The organism is Phaeobacter sp. NW0010-22 (genome assembly GCF_040365955.1).
Classification (GTDB): Bacteria; Pseudomonadota; Alphaproteobacteria; order Rhodobacterales; family Rhodobacteraceae; genus OMPR01.
On record NZ_BAABWT010000011.1, the window covers coordinates 20,820 to 34,960 of the forward strand.

General features: G+C 55.2%; 16 protein-coding genes and 1 pseudogene. 13 read left to right on the forward strand and 4 right to left on the reverse strand.

The window, feature by feature from the left end:
• Positions 1 to 38 precede the first annotated feature (38 nt).
• From dgcN to ABWV33_RS20240, 4 genes and pseudogenes are all read left to right on the forward strand, one after another.
• Positions 39 to 1,040 carry an N-acetyltransferase DgcN gene (gene dgcN, locus ABWV33_RS20225; protein ID WP_113825577.1) on the forward strand — a complete coding sequence of 334 codons (1,002 nt, stop codon included), beginning with the start codon at positions 39 to 41 and terminating at the stop codon, positions 1,038 to 1,040.
• 72 nt (positions 1,041 to 1,112) lie between these two features.
• Complete coding sequence (gene dgcA, locus ABWV33_RS20230) at positions 1,113 to 2,078, forward strand: N-acetyl-D-Glu racemase DgcA (RefSeq protein WP_353333386.1); 966 nt, start codon at positions 1,113 to 1,115, stop codon at positions 2,076 to 2,078.
• Positions 2,079 to 2,088: 10 nt separating this feature from the next.
• The gene (locus ABWV33_RS20235; RefSeq protein WP_353333388.1) at positions 2,089 to 2,949 is read left to right on the forward strand and encodes a D-amino-acid transaminase; all 861 of its coding nucleotides are present in this window, start codon (positions 2,089 to 2,091) and stop codon (positions 2,947 to 2,949) included.
• Between the two features lie 179 nt (positions 2,950 to 3,128).
• A pseudogene (locus ABWV33_RS20240) lies at positions 3,129 to 4,319 on the forward strand (CaiB/BaiF CoA transferase family protein).
• Here the strand turns inward: ABWV33_RS20240 and ABWV33_RS20245 are convergent.
• The 3 genes from ABWV33_RS20245 to ABWV33_RS20255 form a co-directional block, all read right to left on the reverse strand.
• Positions 4,306 to 4,620 carry a DUF1244 domain-containing protein gene (locus tag ABWV33_RS20245; protein ID WP_353333390.1) on the reverse strand — a complete coding sequence of 105 codons (315 nt, stop codon included), beginning with the start codon at positions 4,618 to 4,620 and terminating at the stop codon, positions 4,306 to 4,308. The pseudogene ABWV33_RS20240 and the gene ABWV33_RS20245 sit on opposite strands and share 14 nt — an antisense overlap.
• Positions 4,621 to 4,735: 115 nt before the next feature.
• Positions 4,736 to 4,975: a DUF6868 family protein gene (locus ABWV33_RS20250; RefSeq protein ID WP_113825582.1), complete on the reverse strand. Its 240-nt coding sequence runs from the start codon at positions 4,973 to 4,975 to the stop codon at positions 4,736 to 4,738.
• 116 nt (positions 4,976 to 5,091) lie between these two features.
• The gene (locus ABWV33_RS20255) at positions 5,092 to 5,829 is read right to left on the reverse strand and encodes an N-formylglutamate amidohydrolase (protein ID WP_353333392.1); all 738 of its coding nucleotides are present in this window, start codon (positions 5,827 to 5,829) and stop codon (positions 5,092 to 5,094) included.
• A 116-nt stretch (positions 5,830 to 5,945) separates the two neighbouring features.
• On the opposite strand from ABWV33_RS20255, the gene pyk reads away from it, so the two are divergent.
• The 4 genes from pyk (at position 5,946) to rplT (ending at position 8,339) form a co-directional block, all read left to right on the forward strand.
• Positions 5,946 to 7,391: a pyruvate kinase gene (gene pyk / locus ABWV33_RS20260; protein WP_353333394.1), complete on the forward strand. Its 1,446-nt coding sequence runs from the start codon at positions 5,946 to 5,948 to the stop codon at positions 7,389 to 7,391.
• A 31-nt stretch (positions 7,392 to 7,422) separates the two neighbouring features.
• Positions 7,423 to 7,647: a hypothetical protein gene (locus ABWV33_RS20265; protein ID WP_113825585.1), complete on the forward strand. Its 225-nt coding sequence runs from the start codon at positions 7,423 to 7,425 to the stop codon at positions 7,645 to 7,647.
• A gap of 111 nt (positions 7,648 to 7,758) precedes the next feature.
• Positions 7,759 to 7,959, forward strand: a complete 201-nt coding sequence (gene rpmI, locus ABWV33_RS20270) for a 50S ribosomal protein L35 (protein ID WP_113825586.1) — start codon at positions 7,759 to 7,761, stop codon at positions 7,957 to 7,959.
• Positions 7,960 to 7,973: 14 nt separating this feature from the next.
• Positions 7,974 to 8,339 (forward strand): 50S ribosomal protein L20, encoded by a 366-nt coding sequence (gene rplT / locus ABWV33_RS20275; RefSeq protein ID WP_113825587.1) that lies wholly within the window; start codon positions 7,974 to 7,976, stop codon positions 8,337 to 8,339.
• Positions 8,340 to 8,405: 66 nt separating this feature from the next.
• On the opposite strand, the gene ABWV33_RS20280 is transcribed toward rplT, so the two are convergent.
• The gene (locus ABWV33_RS20280) at positions 8,406 to 9,587 is read right to left on the reverse strand and encodes a YbfB/YjiJ family MFS transporter (RefSeq protein WP_353333397.1); all 1,182 of its coding nucleotides are present in this window, start codon (positions 9,585 to 9,587) and stop codon (positions 8,406 to 8,408) included.
• Positions 9,588 to 9,751: 164 nt separating this feature from the next.
• On the opposite strand from ABWV33_RS20280, the gene ABWV33_RS20285 reads away from it, so the two are divergent.
• From ABWV33_RS20285 to ABWV33_RS20305, 5 genes are all read left to right on the forward strand, one after another.
• Entirely contained in the window at positions 9,752 to 10,819 is a 1,068-nt protein-coding gene (locus tag ABWV33_RS20285) for a Hint domain-containing protein (RefSeq protein WP_353333399.1), read from the forward strand.
• A gap of 112 nt (positions 10,820 to 10,931) precedes the next feature.
• Positions 10,932 to 12,005, forward strand: a complete 1,074-nt coding sequence (pheS, locus tag ABWV33_RS20290) for a phenylalanine--tRNA ligase subunit alpha (RefSeq protein ID WP_353333401.1) — start codon at positions 10,932 to 10,934, stop codon at positions 12,003 to 12,005.
• Positions 12,006 to 12,016: 11 nt separating this feature from the next.
• The gene (locus ABWV33_RS20295; RefSeq protein WP_353333403.1) at positions 12,017 to 12,580 is read left to right on the forward strand and encodes a hypothetical protein; all 564 of its coding nucleotides are present in this window, start codon (positions 12,017 to 12,019) and stop codon (positions 12,578 to 12,580) included.
• 245 nt (positions 12,581 to 12,825) lie between these two features.
• A complete protein-coding gene (locus ABWV33_RS20300; RefSeq protein ID WP_353333405.1) occupies positions 12,826 to 13,236 on the forward strand; it encodes a cupin domain-containing protein in 411 nt (136 codons plus the stop codon).
• A gap of 62 nt (positions 13,237 to 13,298) precedes the next feature.
• The gene (locus ABWV33_RS20305; RefSeq protein ID WP_353333407.1) at positions 13,299 to 14,114 is read left to right on the forward strand and encodes a CE1 family esterase; all 816 of its coding nucleotides are present in this window, start codon (positions 13,299 to 13,301) and stop codon (positions 14,112 to 14,114) included.
• The last annotated feature ends 27 nt before the right edge of the window (positions 14,115 to 14,141 follow it).

Here is a 14,141-nt window from a genome sequence, read left to right on the forward strand (position 1 = left end):
ATAATGTACGCCGGAATCAAGTATAGGAGTGCATTGCTATGATCGAGACACCGTATCTGTTGTTCCTGGGCGATGCGCCCGACCAACTCGCAGCCAAAGTGGCACAGGGCATCAAAGACTGGCGTCCAGAAAATGCCGTGGGCCAGTTCCGCATGGACAATTGCAAGGCCGATCTGGGTCTTAAGGACATGGGATTGGTTGAAGCGCGTGAAGCTGGTGCAAAAACGCTGGTGATTGGCGTTGCCAACCGTGGCGGCGTGATCAGTCAAGAGTGGAAGAAAGTGCTCGTGATGGCACTAGAAGAAGGTTTTGACCTAGCTTCTGGCCTGCATAATCTGCTGCGCGATGAGCCCGATCTGGTTGCTGTGGCCGAAGCCACTGGGCAGAAACTGCACGATGTGCGTGTCCCCGAAGTCGACTACCCGATCGCCAATGGCGTTAAGCGCAAAGGCAAGCGGTGCTTGGCTGTTGGAACCGACTGTTCGGTGGGCAAGATGTATACTGCATTGGCCATGGACGCAGAGATGCGGGATCGCGGAATGAAGTCGACCTTCCGTGCGACGGGTCAAACCGGCATCCTGATCACCGGCGATGGTGTGCCTCTGGATGCGGTAATTGCGGACTTCATGGCGGGTTCGGTCGAATGGCTGACACCTGACAATGACGAAGATCACTGGGACTTGATCGAAGGTCAGGGCTCGTTGTTCCATGTGTCGTATTCCGGTGTGACCATGGCGCTGATTCACGGCGGGCAGCCGGATGCGCTGATCCTGAGCCATGAACCCACGCGCGACCATATGCGTGGCCTGCCGGGTTATCAGCAGCCTTCGCTTGAAGCGCTGCGCGATACCGCACTGAATCTGGCCAAAGTTGCAAACCCTGCGTGTCAGGTGGTTGGTGTATCGGTGAACACACAGCACATGGGCGAAGACGAAGCCAAGGCCTACTTGGCTAAAGTCGAGGCGGACATGGGTCTGCCCGCAACTGATCCGTTCCGGTTTGGCTCGGCCAAGCTGGTGGATGCGCTGGCTGCAATGTGATCTAAGCGGCACGCCGAAGGAGGGCTTCCCACCTTCGGCGGCCGTAACTGTGATAAGAAAAGGATGGGGCGCGTGCAGGTAGAAGTCACTCGGGATGTTTTTAAACTGGCGCAGGTGTTCACCATCTCGCGCGGATCGCGGACCGAAGCCAAAGTGCTGACGGTGCGGATTACGGATGGCGAATATCAGGGGTGGGGCGAATGTGTGCCCTATGCGCGATACCATGAAACGCTCGAATCGGTTGAGGCAGAAATCAATGCTCTGCCCGAGGCTTTTGATCGCGATACATTGATGGATTTGCTGCCTGCAGGGGCAGCCCGCAATGCCGTGGATTGTGCATTGTGGGATCTAGAGGCCAAGCGGGCAGGTAAATCAGTCTGGGAGCTGGCCGGGCTGGACTCACCAGGGCCGGAAATCACCGCATATACCCTGTCACTGGATACACCGGAAAAGATGCAGGCGCAGGCCGCGGAGAACGCGTTTCGACCCTTGTTGAAAATTAAACTGGGTACTGCGGATGATATGCCCCGGCTTGAGGCCGTGCGTGCAGGTGCACCAGATTCAACCATCATCGTAGACGCAAACGAGGGGTGGTCCGCGGCGGTTTACGCCGATCTGGCGCCGCATCTGGTGCGTCTGGGTGTGACGTTGGTGGAACAACCCTTGCCTGCGGGCGAGGACGAAGCTTTGCTGGGGATGGATCGTCCAGTGCCCGTCTGCGCCGACGAAAGTTGCCATGACCGCACCAGCTTGCCCAAGCTCAAAGGTAAATACGATGTGGTCAATATCAAGCTGGACAAAACGGGTGGCTTGACCGAGGCGCTGCGCCTGCGGGATGCGGCTCTGGCCGAAGGTTATGACGTGATGGTCGGTTGCATGGTCGGGTCGTCTTTGGCGATGGCCCCCGCGACTTTGGTGGCGCAGGGTGCGTCGGTGGTGGATCTTGACGGGCCGCTGTTGTTGGCCGAAGACCGCGACAACGCTTTGACATTTGATGACAAGGGTGTGCATCCGCCGGTTGCAGCCCTTTGGGGATAGGAGACGCACAATGCGCACAGTTTATGTAAACGGCCAATACCTGCCGGAAACCGAAGCCACCGTTTCGATCTTTGACCGTGGGTTTTTGATGGCCGACGGCGTCTACGAAGTGACCTCGGTACTGGACGGCAAGCTGATTGATTTTGATGGCCACGCTGTTCGTTTGGAGCGCTCGTTGACTGAGTTGGACATGCGTGCCGCCTGCACCAAAGAAGAGTTGCTTGAAATCCACCGCGAATTGGTGCGTGTGAACGAGATTACGGAAGGTTTGATTTATCTTCAGATCACACGCGGGTCCGATGGCGACCGTGATTTCATCTTCCCGGACCCTGAGACCACCAAGCCGACCATCGTGATGTTCACTCAGAACAAGCCGGGCTTGGCTGATAGTCCCGCCGCGAAAAAGGGCGCCAAGATCATCTCGATCGAGGACATTCGCTGGGGTCGTCGCGACATCAAAACGGTGCAGCTGCTTTATCCATCCATGGGTAAGATGATGGCCAAAGCGGCCGGAGCAGATGATGCGTGGTTGATCGAAGATGGTCACGTGACCGAAGGCACCAGCAACAATGCCTATTTCGTCAAGAACGGCAAAATCGTCACTCGCCCGCTGTCCACCGATATTTTGCATGGCATCACCCGCAAGGCGGTTTTGCGCATGGCGGAAGAGGCGCAGATGGAAGTTGAAGAGCGCCTGTTCACAATTGATGAAGCCAAAGAAGCAGACGAAGCCTTTACCACTTCGGCGTCTGCCTTTGTGATGCCGGTGGTGGAGATTGATGGCGTTGTGCTGGGCGATGGTACGCCGGGCCCAATTGCCACGCGTCTGCGCGAAATTTATCTGGATGAAAGCCTCAAGGCTGCCATCTAATTCATACTTATGATTTTCATGACGTGGGGCGTGCCGTTTGGCGCGCCCCAAGTTTTTCTGGCACTGCTGCGATGTAGTTTCGCCGGAAATTCCAACCCAACAAAACCGACCTCAGTTTGACGATATCAGACCATCACACTTGGCCTGCATGAATAGAGTTCCCTGAGGGAGGACGTTTCATGCAACCATTCGAAGGCTTGCGGGTCTTAGATCTAACTCATGTTTTTGCCGGTCCGTTTTGTGCTTATCAGCTTGGCGTGCTTGGGGCTGAAGTGATCAAGATAGAACCTGTGGATCGCCCTGATATGACACGCATTGAGGGCGCCGATGCAGATCTGAATGCGGCTGGCATGGGCTTGTCTTTTCAAGCTTAGGGGGGTGGAAAAAAGACACTCGCATTGGATCTGAAATCCGAAGAGGGCCGTGCCTTGTTTGACCGGCTCATCGCTACGGCGGATGTGTTGGTTCAAAATTATACCGCGCAGGCGGTCGAGGCATTGGGTTTGGATTATGAACGGCTTTCTGCTTTGAAGCCCGATCTGATTTATTGTGCCATCAGCGGATTTGGTCAGGTAAGCCCTAAAGCCGCGCATCCTGCCTATGACAACGTTATTCAAGCCTTTAGTGGGATTATGTCGACCAATGGGGATGTGGGGCAGGGCCCGCTCCGGATTGGGCCCGCGGTCATTGATTATGGCACAGGTGTGCAGGCTGCGCTGGCAATCTCGGCAGCCTTGTTTGGGCGGGCTCAGACGGGGTTGGGACGGCGCGTTGATGTGGCAATGGCCGATGCGGCCTTGATGCTGATGAACTCGTACACTGCTGCGACCCTCGCGACAGGGGACGTGCCAAGGTCGGATGGTAACCATGATTTGGAATTGGCCGGATATCGCACATTTGAGACATCAGATGGTCAACTGATGATCGGCGCGTTCACCAATGCACAGATGGCGAACTTGATGGCTGCCGTGGGGGACGACGCGACCGCCGCAGAGATTCTGGCAACACCGCGCGCGGAAGTTGGTTCGAGGAGGATGGCTGATGCTGCACGTTTGGAGCGTGTTATGCTGAACCGCACCGCTGCAGAATGGGAGGACCACCTGAACGCGCATCATGTACCGGCTGCGCGTGTGCGAGGCATAGATGAGGCACTGCAAGAGCCGCATTATCAAGCGCGCAAGGTGGTTCAGACCGTTGGTGAGGAGCGGTTTGCAGTGGCCGGGTTCACCTATGATCATGGTGGGCCAGAGTTGAAAACGCTACCGCGGGCGCATGGGGCTGACAGCCGATCTGTACTGGCGGAATTGGGTGTGGATGCGGCCAAATTTGCAAATCTGGCCGCCAAAGGCGTGGTGTTCAGCCCTTCTTAGTCACGTTTTCCTCAAAAGCGACCTTGAAGGCTGCTTGTTTTTCCGGGCTTGCATCGGTTTGATAGTTTGCCTTCCACTCATCCATGGTCATGCCATAATAGGCTTCGCGAGCTTGGTTTTTGTTCATCTCAATGCCGCGTTCGTTTGCGGCCTCTTGATACCAGCGGGCCAGACAGTTCCGGCAAAACCCGGCCAAGTTCATCATGTCAATGTTCTGTGCGTCTGTGCGATCTTCCATCAGGTGCTTTTGCAAGCGGCGAAAAGCGGCGGCCTGAATTTCGATTTCGGTTTGCTGATCCATGCGTCTGGCTCCGGAAAAAGTGTTATGCGTCCCTCTCGCTAGGTACCAAGCCCCGCCTGCAGTTACAATGAAACGAGGGAAATTGCGGCTGCGAGGGGCGCATCTTCCTTGAACGCTAGATCAGCTTCAAAGCCAAATATGGGATCACGGCAAAAACCAAAGTGACGATTTTGTAGTTGGCCAAGAAGCGGTAATGTTCTGCCCTCACCGCCTCTGGTTCAAGTTTGAACCAGTTGGCATGGATGCCAACCACCCAATTCTGCATGAAAAAGAGAACTGCAGTGGCCAGCATTAAGTAACCGAGATTCAATACCGCCATCCAACCAAAGACAGTAGTCAGAGTTTCAACAGTCATGACATGCTCCTTTCAAGGGTAGGTTTCTGTCATGACTAACATGGGGTTCTGGGCACGTTCCTGCAAGATTTCCGCAGCGAAACTAAGGGGATTCAAGACGAAATGTTAAGGTCTTGTCAAACCCCAGAAGTCGCCAACGAATCTTGCAAAATTGGCGCAAGTCTTTCGGCCCAGGCCCTTTGTCCGGGGGTGTCCGCGATAAGATCATTGCGGATTTCGATCAAGGCATTTGGGCGCCCGTGGTTGGTGCAATGAGTGTCGATCGCATCCCCAGGCAGAACGCCTGTATAGGGTTCATTTTCACCAACGCAGAGGCCACTTTCGGCGTTCAGCCGGTCAATCAGGGGACGGGAAAACCGCTCGTCTGGGGTGAACAAAATACCAATTTCCCACGGACGCGGGGGGCGCCCCCGGAGTTGCCTTGTGAAGCTGTGCATCGAAATCACCACGGTATGGGGTAACGCCGTCATGCGGGCCAATTGTTCGTGGTAGGGGCGATAGCATTGTTGCAATCGCTTTTCGCGTTCGATCGCATCGGCGGTGCGATTGCCGGGAATGATGGTGCCGTCGTAGAGCTTCATCAACAATGTTGGATCATCTTCGCCCCGGTTCGGATCGATCACAAGGCGCGAAAAGTTGGACGCCACGACGGGCGCATTCAAAACTTCGCCAAGATGTTGCGCGACACCATAAGCGCCGACATCGTATGCAATGTGGCGTTCCATGTCTTCGCGCGGCAAGCCAAGATCGCCATTGTTCACAAAGGGGGGAACCATATTGGTCGCATGATCACAAGTGATCAGCCAGCGGGCAGGGCGGTTTTCGCCATGAATGAAAAATGGGTTATAAGTCATGTGCCTGTCATCTCTTTGTTCATAGGTGTAAGGCAGTTATCGAGGAATGGGAATTACGAGTGTTCGCTCGCGGATCATTTCTAGGTAACAAGAACAAATTTCAGGAGAGCAGAGCCATGCGGCGTCTTCGCAAAGTCAAGATTGTGGCCACCTTGGGTCCCGCGTCAGAAACCTATGACATGATCCGCGCGTTGCACGAAGCAGGGGCCGATGTCTTCCGGTTGAATATGAGCCATGGATCGCAGGATGAAATCCGCGAAAAGCACCGTATCATCCGTCAGGTTGAAAAAGATATGGATAGCCCGATTGCCATCCTTGCGGATTTACAGGGGCCAAAGTTGCGGGTCGGGGTCTTTGCCAATGAAGTAGAAGATTTGGTCGAAGGTGCAAAATTTCGGCTGGATTTGGATCCAACCCCCGGAGATGTTGCGCGCGTTTGCCTGCCTCATCCTGAGATTTTTCAGGCTCTAGAGGTTGGCTCACGTCTATTGGTCAATGATGGTAAGATCCGGCTTGAGGTTGAAGCCTGTGGTGAAGATTTCGCGGAATGCCGTGTGGAAATCGGTGGGGCAATATCCAATCGCAAAGGCGTGAATGTTCCGGATGTTGTTTTGCCTTTGGCCGCGTTGTCTGAAAAAGACCGCTCGGATCTGGAGTTTGTGTGTCAGTTGGGTGTCGATTGGCTGGCCTTGTCCTTTGTGCAGCGGGCTAAGGATGTCTTTGAAGCGCGTGCGTTGGCTGACGGGCGTGCGGCGATCCTGTCAAAAATCGAAAAACCTTCGGCGGTTGATGCGTTCGAGGATATTTTGGACGCATCGGATGGCATTATGGTTGCGCGAGGAGATCTGGGTGTTGAGTTGCCGGTCTCTGCGGTGCCGCCGATCCAAAAGCGGTTGGTGCGTAAGTGCCGGGCGGCTGCCAAGCCTGTTATAGTCGCGACGCAAATGCTCGAGAGCATGATCGAAAGCCCGATGCCGACCCGTGCAGAGGTGTCAGATGTCGCCACCGCGATCTATGAGGGAACAGATGCCATCATGCTGAGCGCGGAATCTGCGGCGGGCAGCTACCCTCTGGAAGCCGTGGGAACAATGAATCAGGTTGCGATCGAAGTCGAAGCCGATCCGACGTATGCCCAGATCATCGCCGCATCGCGCACCGCAAAAGGGACCACAATCGCCGATGGGATCGTCGCAGCCGCACGTGAAATTGCAGAAAAGACAGATATCAAAGCGATTTGTTGCTTTACGCAAAGCGGCATCACGGCCCTGTTGACCGCGCGGGAACGTCCGGGGGTGCCGATTATCGCGATGACGTCCTTGACCGGAACCGCCCGGCGGTTGTGCCTGAGTTGGGGGTGCCATTGTGTGATGACGCCAGAATTAACCCGCTTTAAAGGCGCGGTTGTGAATGCAGCACGCGCTGCGCGCGCGGATGGCTTCGCCACGGAAACCGATCAGATCGTGATCACCGCCGGTGTACCGTTCAATGTGCCGGGGACGACCAATATCCTGCGGATTGCGCCTTGTGATGAGCGTTTGATTTATAACACTGATCCGGGATAAGCTAATCTCTGACAGATAGGGGTAAGTGGGTATGGATACTGATATCGCTCTGATTGTGGGGCTTGTTCTGGTCTTGCTATCCATACCTTCTATGCTGGCTGCATTTAGTACTGATCGTGCGCCCAGGGCATCCATTCTTACGCTGTTGATTGCCGGTGGATTGATAATTTATGCAGTCCAGACAAACCCCGGTGGGTATCAGTTAGCTGAAGTGCCTGACGTTTTTTTTAACGTTGTGGCACGAATTATTCGCTAACCCCCTTGCCAGTATTCCCAGTTATGCGTAAACGGCGCTTCTGATTGCGCGACCGGCCGAAGTGGCATGCCGAGTCGCGTCCCGTACCGAACCCGAAATAAGGAGACGGAAATGCCCAAGATGAAGACAAAATCGAGTGCTAAAAAGCGCTTCAAAATTACTGCGACAGGTAAGGTCCTTGGTGGCCAGGCCGGCAAACGTCACGGCATGATTAAACGGACGAAGAAATTCATCCGTGATGCACGTGGAACCACTACCCTTTCCGCCCCCGACGCTAAAATCGTCAAGGGCTTCATGCCCTACGACCGTTAAGAGGAGATACCAGTATGTCCCGCGTTAAAGGTGGTGTGGTTACCCACGCCCGTCACAAGAAAATCATCAAAGCCGCCAAAGGTTACTACGGCCGCCGCAAGAGCACCTTCAAGGTCGCGACGCAGGCCGTTGACAAAGCGAACCAGTACGCGACCCGTGACCGGAAGCAGCGTAAGCGGAATTTCCGCGCGTTGTGGATCCAGCGGATCAACGCTGCTGTGCGTTCGCACGACGAAGCACTGACATACAGCCGTTTCATCAATGGTCTGACCTTGGCCGGTATTGAAGTGGACCGTAAGGTTCTGGCTGACCTTGCTGTACACGAGCCCGACGCGTTCGGTGCGATCGTTGCACAGGCACAGGCTGCTCTGGCGGCCTAAGCCCTCTCACCCGAGAGTCAGAGAATAGAGAAACCGCTCGGATTTTCCGGGCGGTTTTTTTGTGGATCATCTATCTGTTAGGGGGCGTTGTGAAATAGCACAAACAGCACCAATCATTAACAAGGCAGAGGCCGCTAGCAGGCTGTTGCCAATATCCCCGGTCCAATCGCCGAACCAACCTGCCCCGATTGGGCCAATGGTCTGTGAAATTGAAAAAACCACGGTGTAAAAGCTGATGACACTGGTCCAGCTGCTCTGCGGCAAGTTCTGTCGGGTGAAATTTGTGACCGCACCCGGCGCCATGAAAACGGACAGTCCAAAAATCAGCGCAGAGAGCATCAGGCCAAACGTGTTGGGGATCAAGATAGGCAGGGCAGACCCCGTGGCGATGCCTGTCAGGATCATGGCCAAAGGCAGGCCAGAGGCAAAGCGGGCAAAGATGTTGCGCCATACAAAGGGAGACACCGTGATGCTGATCCCCAAGGCCACCCAGGTGAGTGAAATCATAGCCACGCTTGCATCGCGTTCCTTCATCCAGGCCACAAGGAATGTCAGATACACAATATAGCCCAAGCCAAACCCAGCGTAGCCGCCAATTTCCCCCAGCATCCGAGCAATCGGTGTCCGCGCCTTTGGCGGCGCCTTACCGGTCGGTGGGCGGAGTTGTTCGGCAGCCCAGACGCTTAGTGGGCAAAAAGAGAAACTGACCAGTCCAATGCCTATCCAAGCCCATGTCCAACTTTGCGGCCCCAAAAGATCCAGCATCATTGGAATCGTCGCGCCGCATAGAATGATACCTAATCCGCCGCCGGCGCCGAAATAAAATGCAATCGCCAAGGCATTGTGATGTGGGCGATCCTGAAACAATGAGGCCGCCAGTGCCCCGCCCGTGACAAAGGACATCGCACCAAACAGCCCCGCCAAAATCCGCCATAGGCTTTGGGCGACCAAACTTTCGTCCAGGCCTGTTGCAAACAGGCTGATCGATGTTGTCAGAACGCCGATACTGAACAAGCGCGAAGGAGATACCCGGCGTATCAACGCCATGGTCATCACGGCACCTGCAACATAGCCAAGGGCGTTGGCCGTGTTTAGCCAGCCGGCTTGGGCATAGCTCCAATTTAGCGTTTCTTTCATCGCGGGTAGAATTAGCCCGTAAGCAAATCGTGCAAACCCGTTGGTAACGCACACGCCTAACGCCAATCCGATAAGAACCAGCCAGGGGCGCGATGGGGCAGTCGGAGACATTCGCTGATCCTTATGTGTGTCACGCGTGAACCTGCAGCAGGGGGTAAGGGCTTGCAAGCCCTGTACCGGCTGATCTGCCTGATTGATGGTCCATCGGTTCCACAATTTGAACATGTTTTAAGGCGACACAGGTTTTCTCAAAACGGTAAGGTTTAGGTGCGTTTATGGCCCGTATCAGCGAACTTCATTATTCAAATGCTTATGCCAACAGCTCTGGTGTGTCTGAATTCCTTGAGGTGTCTCTGGGGCCATCAGATGACCCGGCCAATTTCACGGTTTCGTTCTATCAGGCCAATGGCAACGTCGGGATAGAGGTCACGTTGGACCACCCTTGGGTTCAGGTGACTGTTGATCCTGATAATGGTGAGGTGAATTATGTGATCTCGGCTGATTTTTTTGACATTCGGCTAACAGATCCTGATGGCGGTGGCAGCAATAATTACGAAGCCTATGCATTGACCAATACGGCAACCAATACCGTTGAAGATTTCTATGACATTGGCGGTGGGACGCAGAACATCGTTGCGGTAGGTGGAGCCGCCGATGGGGCAACATCAGTCAACCTTCCGGTGCTGGTCGGGCCCAATTCGACCACGACAACTCTGCAATTTAATCAACCCAACCCAACCGAACTTACGTATGGAACGGTCTCGCCGGGGGACACTGGCGTTGCTTGTTTTACGGCGGGGACCTTGATTGATACCGTTTCAGGTCCGCGCAGAGTCGAAGGTTTATCGCCCGGAGATTTGGTTCTAACTCAAGACAATGGACCGCAACCTGTGCGTTGGGTTGGGTCCCGCGCCGTAAAGGGGCGGGGACAGTTCACGCCCGTGCGGATCAACGAAGGAACGCTGGGCGCGCATTGCGACCTGCTTGTTTCACCGCTCCATCGCGTTTTGGTTCAAGGGTGGCAGGCTGAGCTGTTGTTTGGAGAGCCAGAAGTGTTGGTTCCGGCCAAATCACTTATCAATCACCGCACCATTTGCGCGGCGCCCATGGATACGCTGCGCTATGTGCATGTTCTCTTTGACGCGCATCAGATCGTACATACCCAAGGGGTGGCGAGTGAGAGCTTTTACCCCGGGGCAGAAGCGCTGAGCCATATGGAGCAAGAAACAGCGGATGAAATATTTGCACTGTTTCCTGAGTTGTGCCACGCATCGGGTACCTATGGGGCAGCGGTGCGGCCGGTGTACGGTGGATACGCAGCCGGGTTGCTGAACGTCGCCTAAGAGGCACAGTCTGCGGCATAGGTGTCGCGGTTGGCCTCTGCAATGCGGTGCGCCCCTTGCTTTCGCGTGGCGCTGTGATAGCAGGGCGGGAACACGTGATCAGGGGACCGTCATGGACGATCTTAAGGTAAAATATCTGGGTCAAATCGCCGATGCAGGCGATGAATCTGCGCTCGAGGCGATCCGCCTTGCGGCCGTAGGTAAAAAGGGTGAGGTCGCGCTGAAGATGCGGGAACTCGGCAAAATGACCCCCGAAGAGCGGCAGGTTGCCGGTCCGGCGCTGAACGCGCTGAAAGATGAAATCAATTCTGCACTTGCAGCGAAAAAAGCCGGTCTTGCAGATGCGGCGCTGGACGAGCGTCTGCGCACTGAATGGCTAGATGTCACGCTGCCGACGCGGCCCAGCCGTCAGGGCTCTCTGCACCCGATCAGTCAGGCCAGCGAAGAGCTGACCGCGATCTTTGCCGAACTGGGGTTTTCGGTGGCCGAAGGACCGCGGATTGATACCGATTGGTACAACTTCGACGCGCTGAACATTCCCGGCCACCACCCCGCGCGGGCGGAAATGGACACATTCTATATGCACCGTGCCGAGGGCGACGATCGTCCACCGCACGTGCTGCGCACCCACACCTCGCCGGTTCAGATCCGGTCGATGGAAAAGATGGGCGCCCCGATCCGCATTATCTGTCCGGGCGGCGTGTACCGAGCCGACTATGATCAGACCCACACGCCGATGTTCCATCAGGTCGAAGGTCTGGCGCTGGACAAGAACATCTCGATGGCGAACCTGAAATGGGTGCTGGAAGAGTTTGTAAAAGCGTTCTTTGAGGTTGATGATGTTGAGCTCCGGTTCCGCGCCTCGCATTTCCCCTTCACCGAGCCGTCGGCCGAAGTCGACATTCGCTGTTCGTGGGAGGGTGGTACGCTCAAGATCGGTGAAGGCGACGATTGGCTCGAAATCCTCGGCTCTGGCATGGTGCACCCCAAGGTGATTGCTGCTGGTGGCATCGATCCGGATGTGTATCAGGGCTTTGCCTTTGGCATCGGTATCGACCGCCTGGCGATGCTGAAATACGGCATCCCCGATCTGCGCGCCTTCTTTGACAGCGACCTGCGCTGGTTGCGTCATTACGGGTTCCAATCGCTGGATATGCCAAACCTGCACGGTGGCTTGTCGCGTTGAATGGCTCTGAAATGATCACGGCATGCGAGAATATTTGCCGTGATTATAAGGCTCTGTCTGCGATTGTGTCAGCTATTGAACCACTTTTCCCTCTGCTAGCAGCAGGTATTGGTGCCTTTGCAGCGTACAAAATCGCAACGGTAGCCTACGCGAAGCAAAAGAATCTGGATCGAAAAGCGGAGCAAATAAGAGAACAGCGCCATGCCTGTGTAAACTTCGTCAATTTGACGCTAGAAGTGGGGGAGAAATTGCGACCTCTCAAGACTCGTAGCGCTAATGAAGTAAACAAAGATATCGACGAAATATTCTCAGCTAAAAGGCAAATTCAAAAAGCGTTTGCAGAACTGGCTTTGCTGGTGCCCGAGTCTATCCTAATCGAAGCTCAGGACATGAAGGAATATGTTTGGGCGTATTTTCCGGAGTTAATAATGGCTTTGAAAGGCCGTGATAAACACGGCGACGTAATAGTTTCAGACCTGGCGGAAGCGATGAATCGAGTGATGTCCAAAAGAGAAGCAGGACTAAAGCAGCAACAGCAAAAACTCATTAATGCAATTCGATCGCAGCAGTTTTAGTTAGGTGAACTGAATTTTGCTCTCGAAAGCTGAGAGTCTTGGGAAGGCTATCGCCAGACCTCCCGCACCGGCTGGTGATTTTGATACGGCATATTCTCCATCTTATGACAGACTGACTTGGCAGGCATAAAGCACTTCGTGCGACTGTTGGATCGCCATCCCGCGGCCCGACGATGGTGCCGCTTTGACTGTTGGGGCGCGGCCGGGCATCTTTTCGAAAATCTTTCATGCTCTGAGGTACTACATTGAAATATTTGCTTGCCGCCGTTCTGATTGCCCTCGTTTCCACGGCCCACGCCAAAGACACCTATCCGCCGGTGGATGTCCTGCTGCAAACCAGCACGTCGATCCTTGGCGAGCCGCTGGAATACGCCACAGGCACGCCGCAGATCACCATGGCAATTGTGACGATGCAGCCGGGGCAGGTGACGGGATTGCATGAACACGACGTCCCACTGATGGCATATATCCTCGACGGGGAAATCACGGTGGATTACGGCGCGGCGGGTTCTAAGACCTATCGCAAAGGCGATGCGTTGGTCGAGGCGTTTCGCTCACCCCATAGCGGGACCAACACGGGCGATGGTATCGTACGCATTCTTGCGGTTTTCGCTGGGGCTGAGGGTGTGAAAAACACTGTGGTCACGGAGGATTAACTTCACGCATCCCCACAGGAATGTGAGGTGACATCAAGGGCGATGTGGCTAGGGTCAGGCCCATGATTCAATCTGTGATATCCGTTTTTGTGGCCTTCCTGTGGGCGTCCTCTGTTGCGGCAATGGGGCCGTGGAAATCGGGGAATTGCCATAATCAAACCGCGTGTGAGTTGGGCGATCGGTCTTATCATGTACTCGAACCCGATGATTGGGACGGGACAACACCGCTGCCAGTACTGTTGCATTTCCATGGATGGGCGCGGCAGGGCGATCTTGTTGTGCGCCACGAACGGATTGCGGGGGCGTCGCGGTCGCGTGGGGTTCTGTTGGTAGCGCCAAATGGGCTGGGCAAAAGCTGGAATTTTTGGAGCTCGGACACCGACGATGTGGCCTTTGCCAACGCGGTTTTGGCCGATGTGGCGGCGCGGTACCCGATTGATCCGAGCCGTGTCTTCGTGTCGGGCTATTCGTATGGCGGTGCGATGGCGTGGCGGTATGTCTGCGAAAGCGGGCAGCATGTGGCGGCCTTGTTGGCGATCTCTGGCACGTTGCGGCAATCGGAAAACTGCGCGCAAGCCCCTCGCGAAGTACGCCATGTGCACGGTCTGGACGATACGGTGATGGATTTCCCATTTGGGCCAAGCGGCGACCCGACCTATCCGGTTTCCTTGTGGCGTCAGAAATATGGGTGCACTACCGCCAGTCCGCTTGGAGATTGGAGCGTGGTGCCCTTTTTGACGCTGTCCCGTATAGAATGGACCGGCTGCGCACAGGGACAAGTTACCCTTGATACGCATCCGGGTGGCCATTTTATTCCGCATGGTTGGATTGGCTGGCAATTGGATGAGCTCGCTGGGCGCAAACCGCAGTATCCTTAGAGGTGCGGGCGCGCGCGCGTTCCGAGA

Bases quoted from the DNA above. Each gene is read 5' to 3' on its own strand.
- rplT (WP_113825587.1), top strand. From the start codon at position 7,974: ATGTCCCGCGTTAAAGGTGGTGTGGTTACCCACGCCCGTCACAAGAAA.
- ABWV33_RS20255 (WP_353333392.1), bottom strand. From the start codon at position 5,829: ATGACTTATAACCCATTTTTCATTCATGGCGAAAACCGCCCTGCCCGC.
- ABWV33_RS20235 (WP_353333388.1), top strand. From the start codon at position 2,089: ATGCGCACAGTTTATGTAAACGGCCAATACCTGCCGGAAACCGAAGCC.
- ABWV33_RS20285 (WP_353333399.1), top strand. From the start codon at position 9,752: ATGGCCCGTATCAGCGAACTTCATTATTCAAATGCTTATGCCAACAGC.
- ABWV33_RS20295 (WP_353333403.1), top strand. From the start codon at position 12,017: ATGATCACGGCATGCGAGAATATTTGCCGTGATTATAAGGCTCTGTCT.
- rpmI (WP_113825586.1), top strand. From the start codon at position 7,759: ATGCCCAAGATGAAGACAAAATCGAGTGCTAAAAAGCGCTTCAAAATT.
- dgcN (WP_113825577.1), top strand. From the start codon at position 39: ATGATCGAGACACCGTATCTGTTGTTCCTGGGCGATGCGCCCGACCAA.
- pheS (WP_353333401.1), top strand. From the start codon at position 10,932: ATGGACGATCTTAAGGTAAAATATCTGGGTCAAATCGCCGATGCAGGC.
- ABWV33_RS20305 (WP_353333407.1), top strand. From the start codon at position 13,299: ATGATTCAATCTGTGATATCCGTTTTTGTGGCCTTCCTGTGGGCGTCC.
- ABWV33_RS20280 (WP_353333397.1), bottom strand. From the start codon at position 9,587: ATGTCTCCGACTGCCCCATCGCGCCCCTGGCTGGTTCTTATCGGATTG.
- pyk (WP_353333394.1), top strand. From the start codon at position 5,946: ATGCGGCGTCTTCGCAAAGTCAAGATTGTGGCCACCTTGGGTCCCGCG.
- ABWV33_RS20245 (WP_353333390.1), bottom strand. From the start codon at position 4,620: ATGGATCAGCAAACCGAAATCGAAATTCAGGCCGCCGCTTTTCGCCGC.
- ABWV33_RS20265 (WP_113825585.1), top strand. From the start codon at position 7,423: ATGGATACTGATATCGCTCTGATTGTGGGGCTTGTTCTGGTCTTGCTA.
- ABWV33_RS20250 (WP_113825582.1), bottom strand. From the start codon at position 4,975: ATGACTGTTGAAACTCTGACTACTGTCTTTGGTTGGATGGCGGTATTG.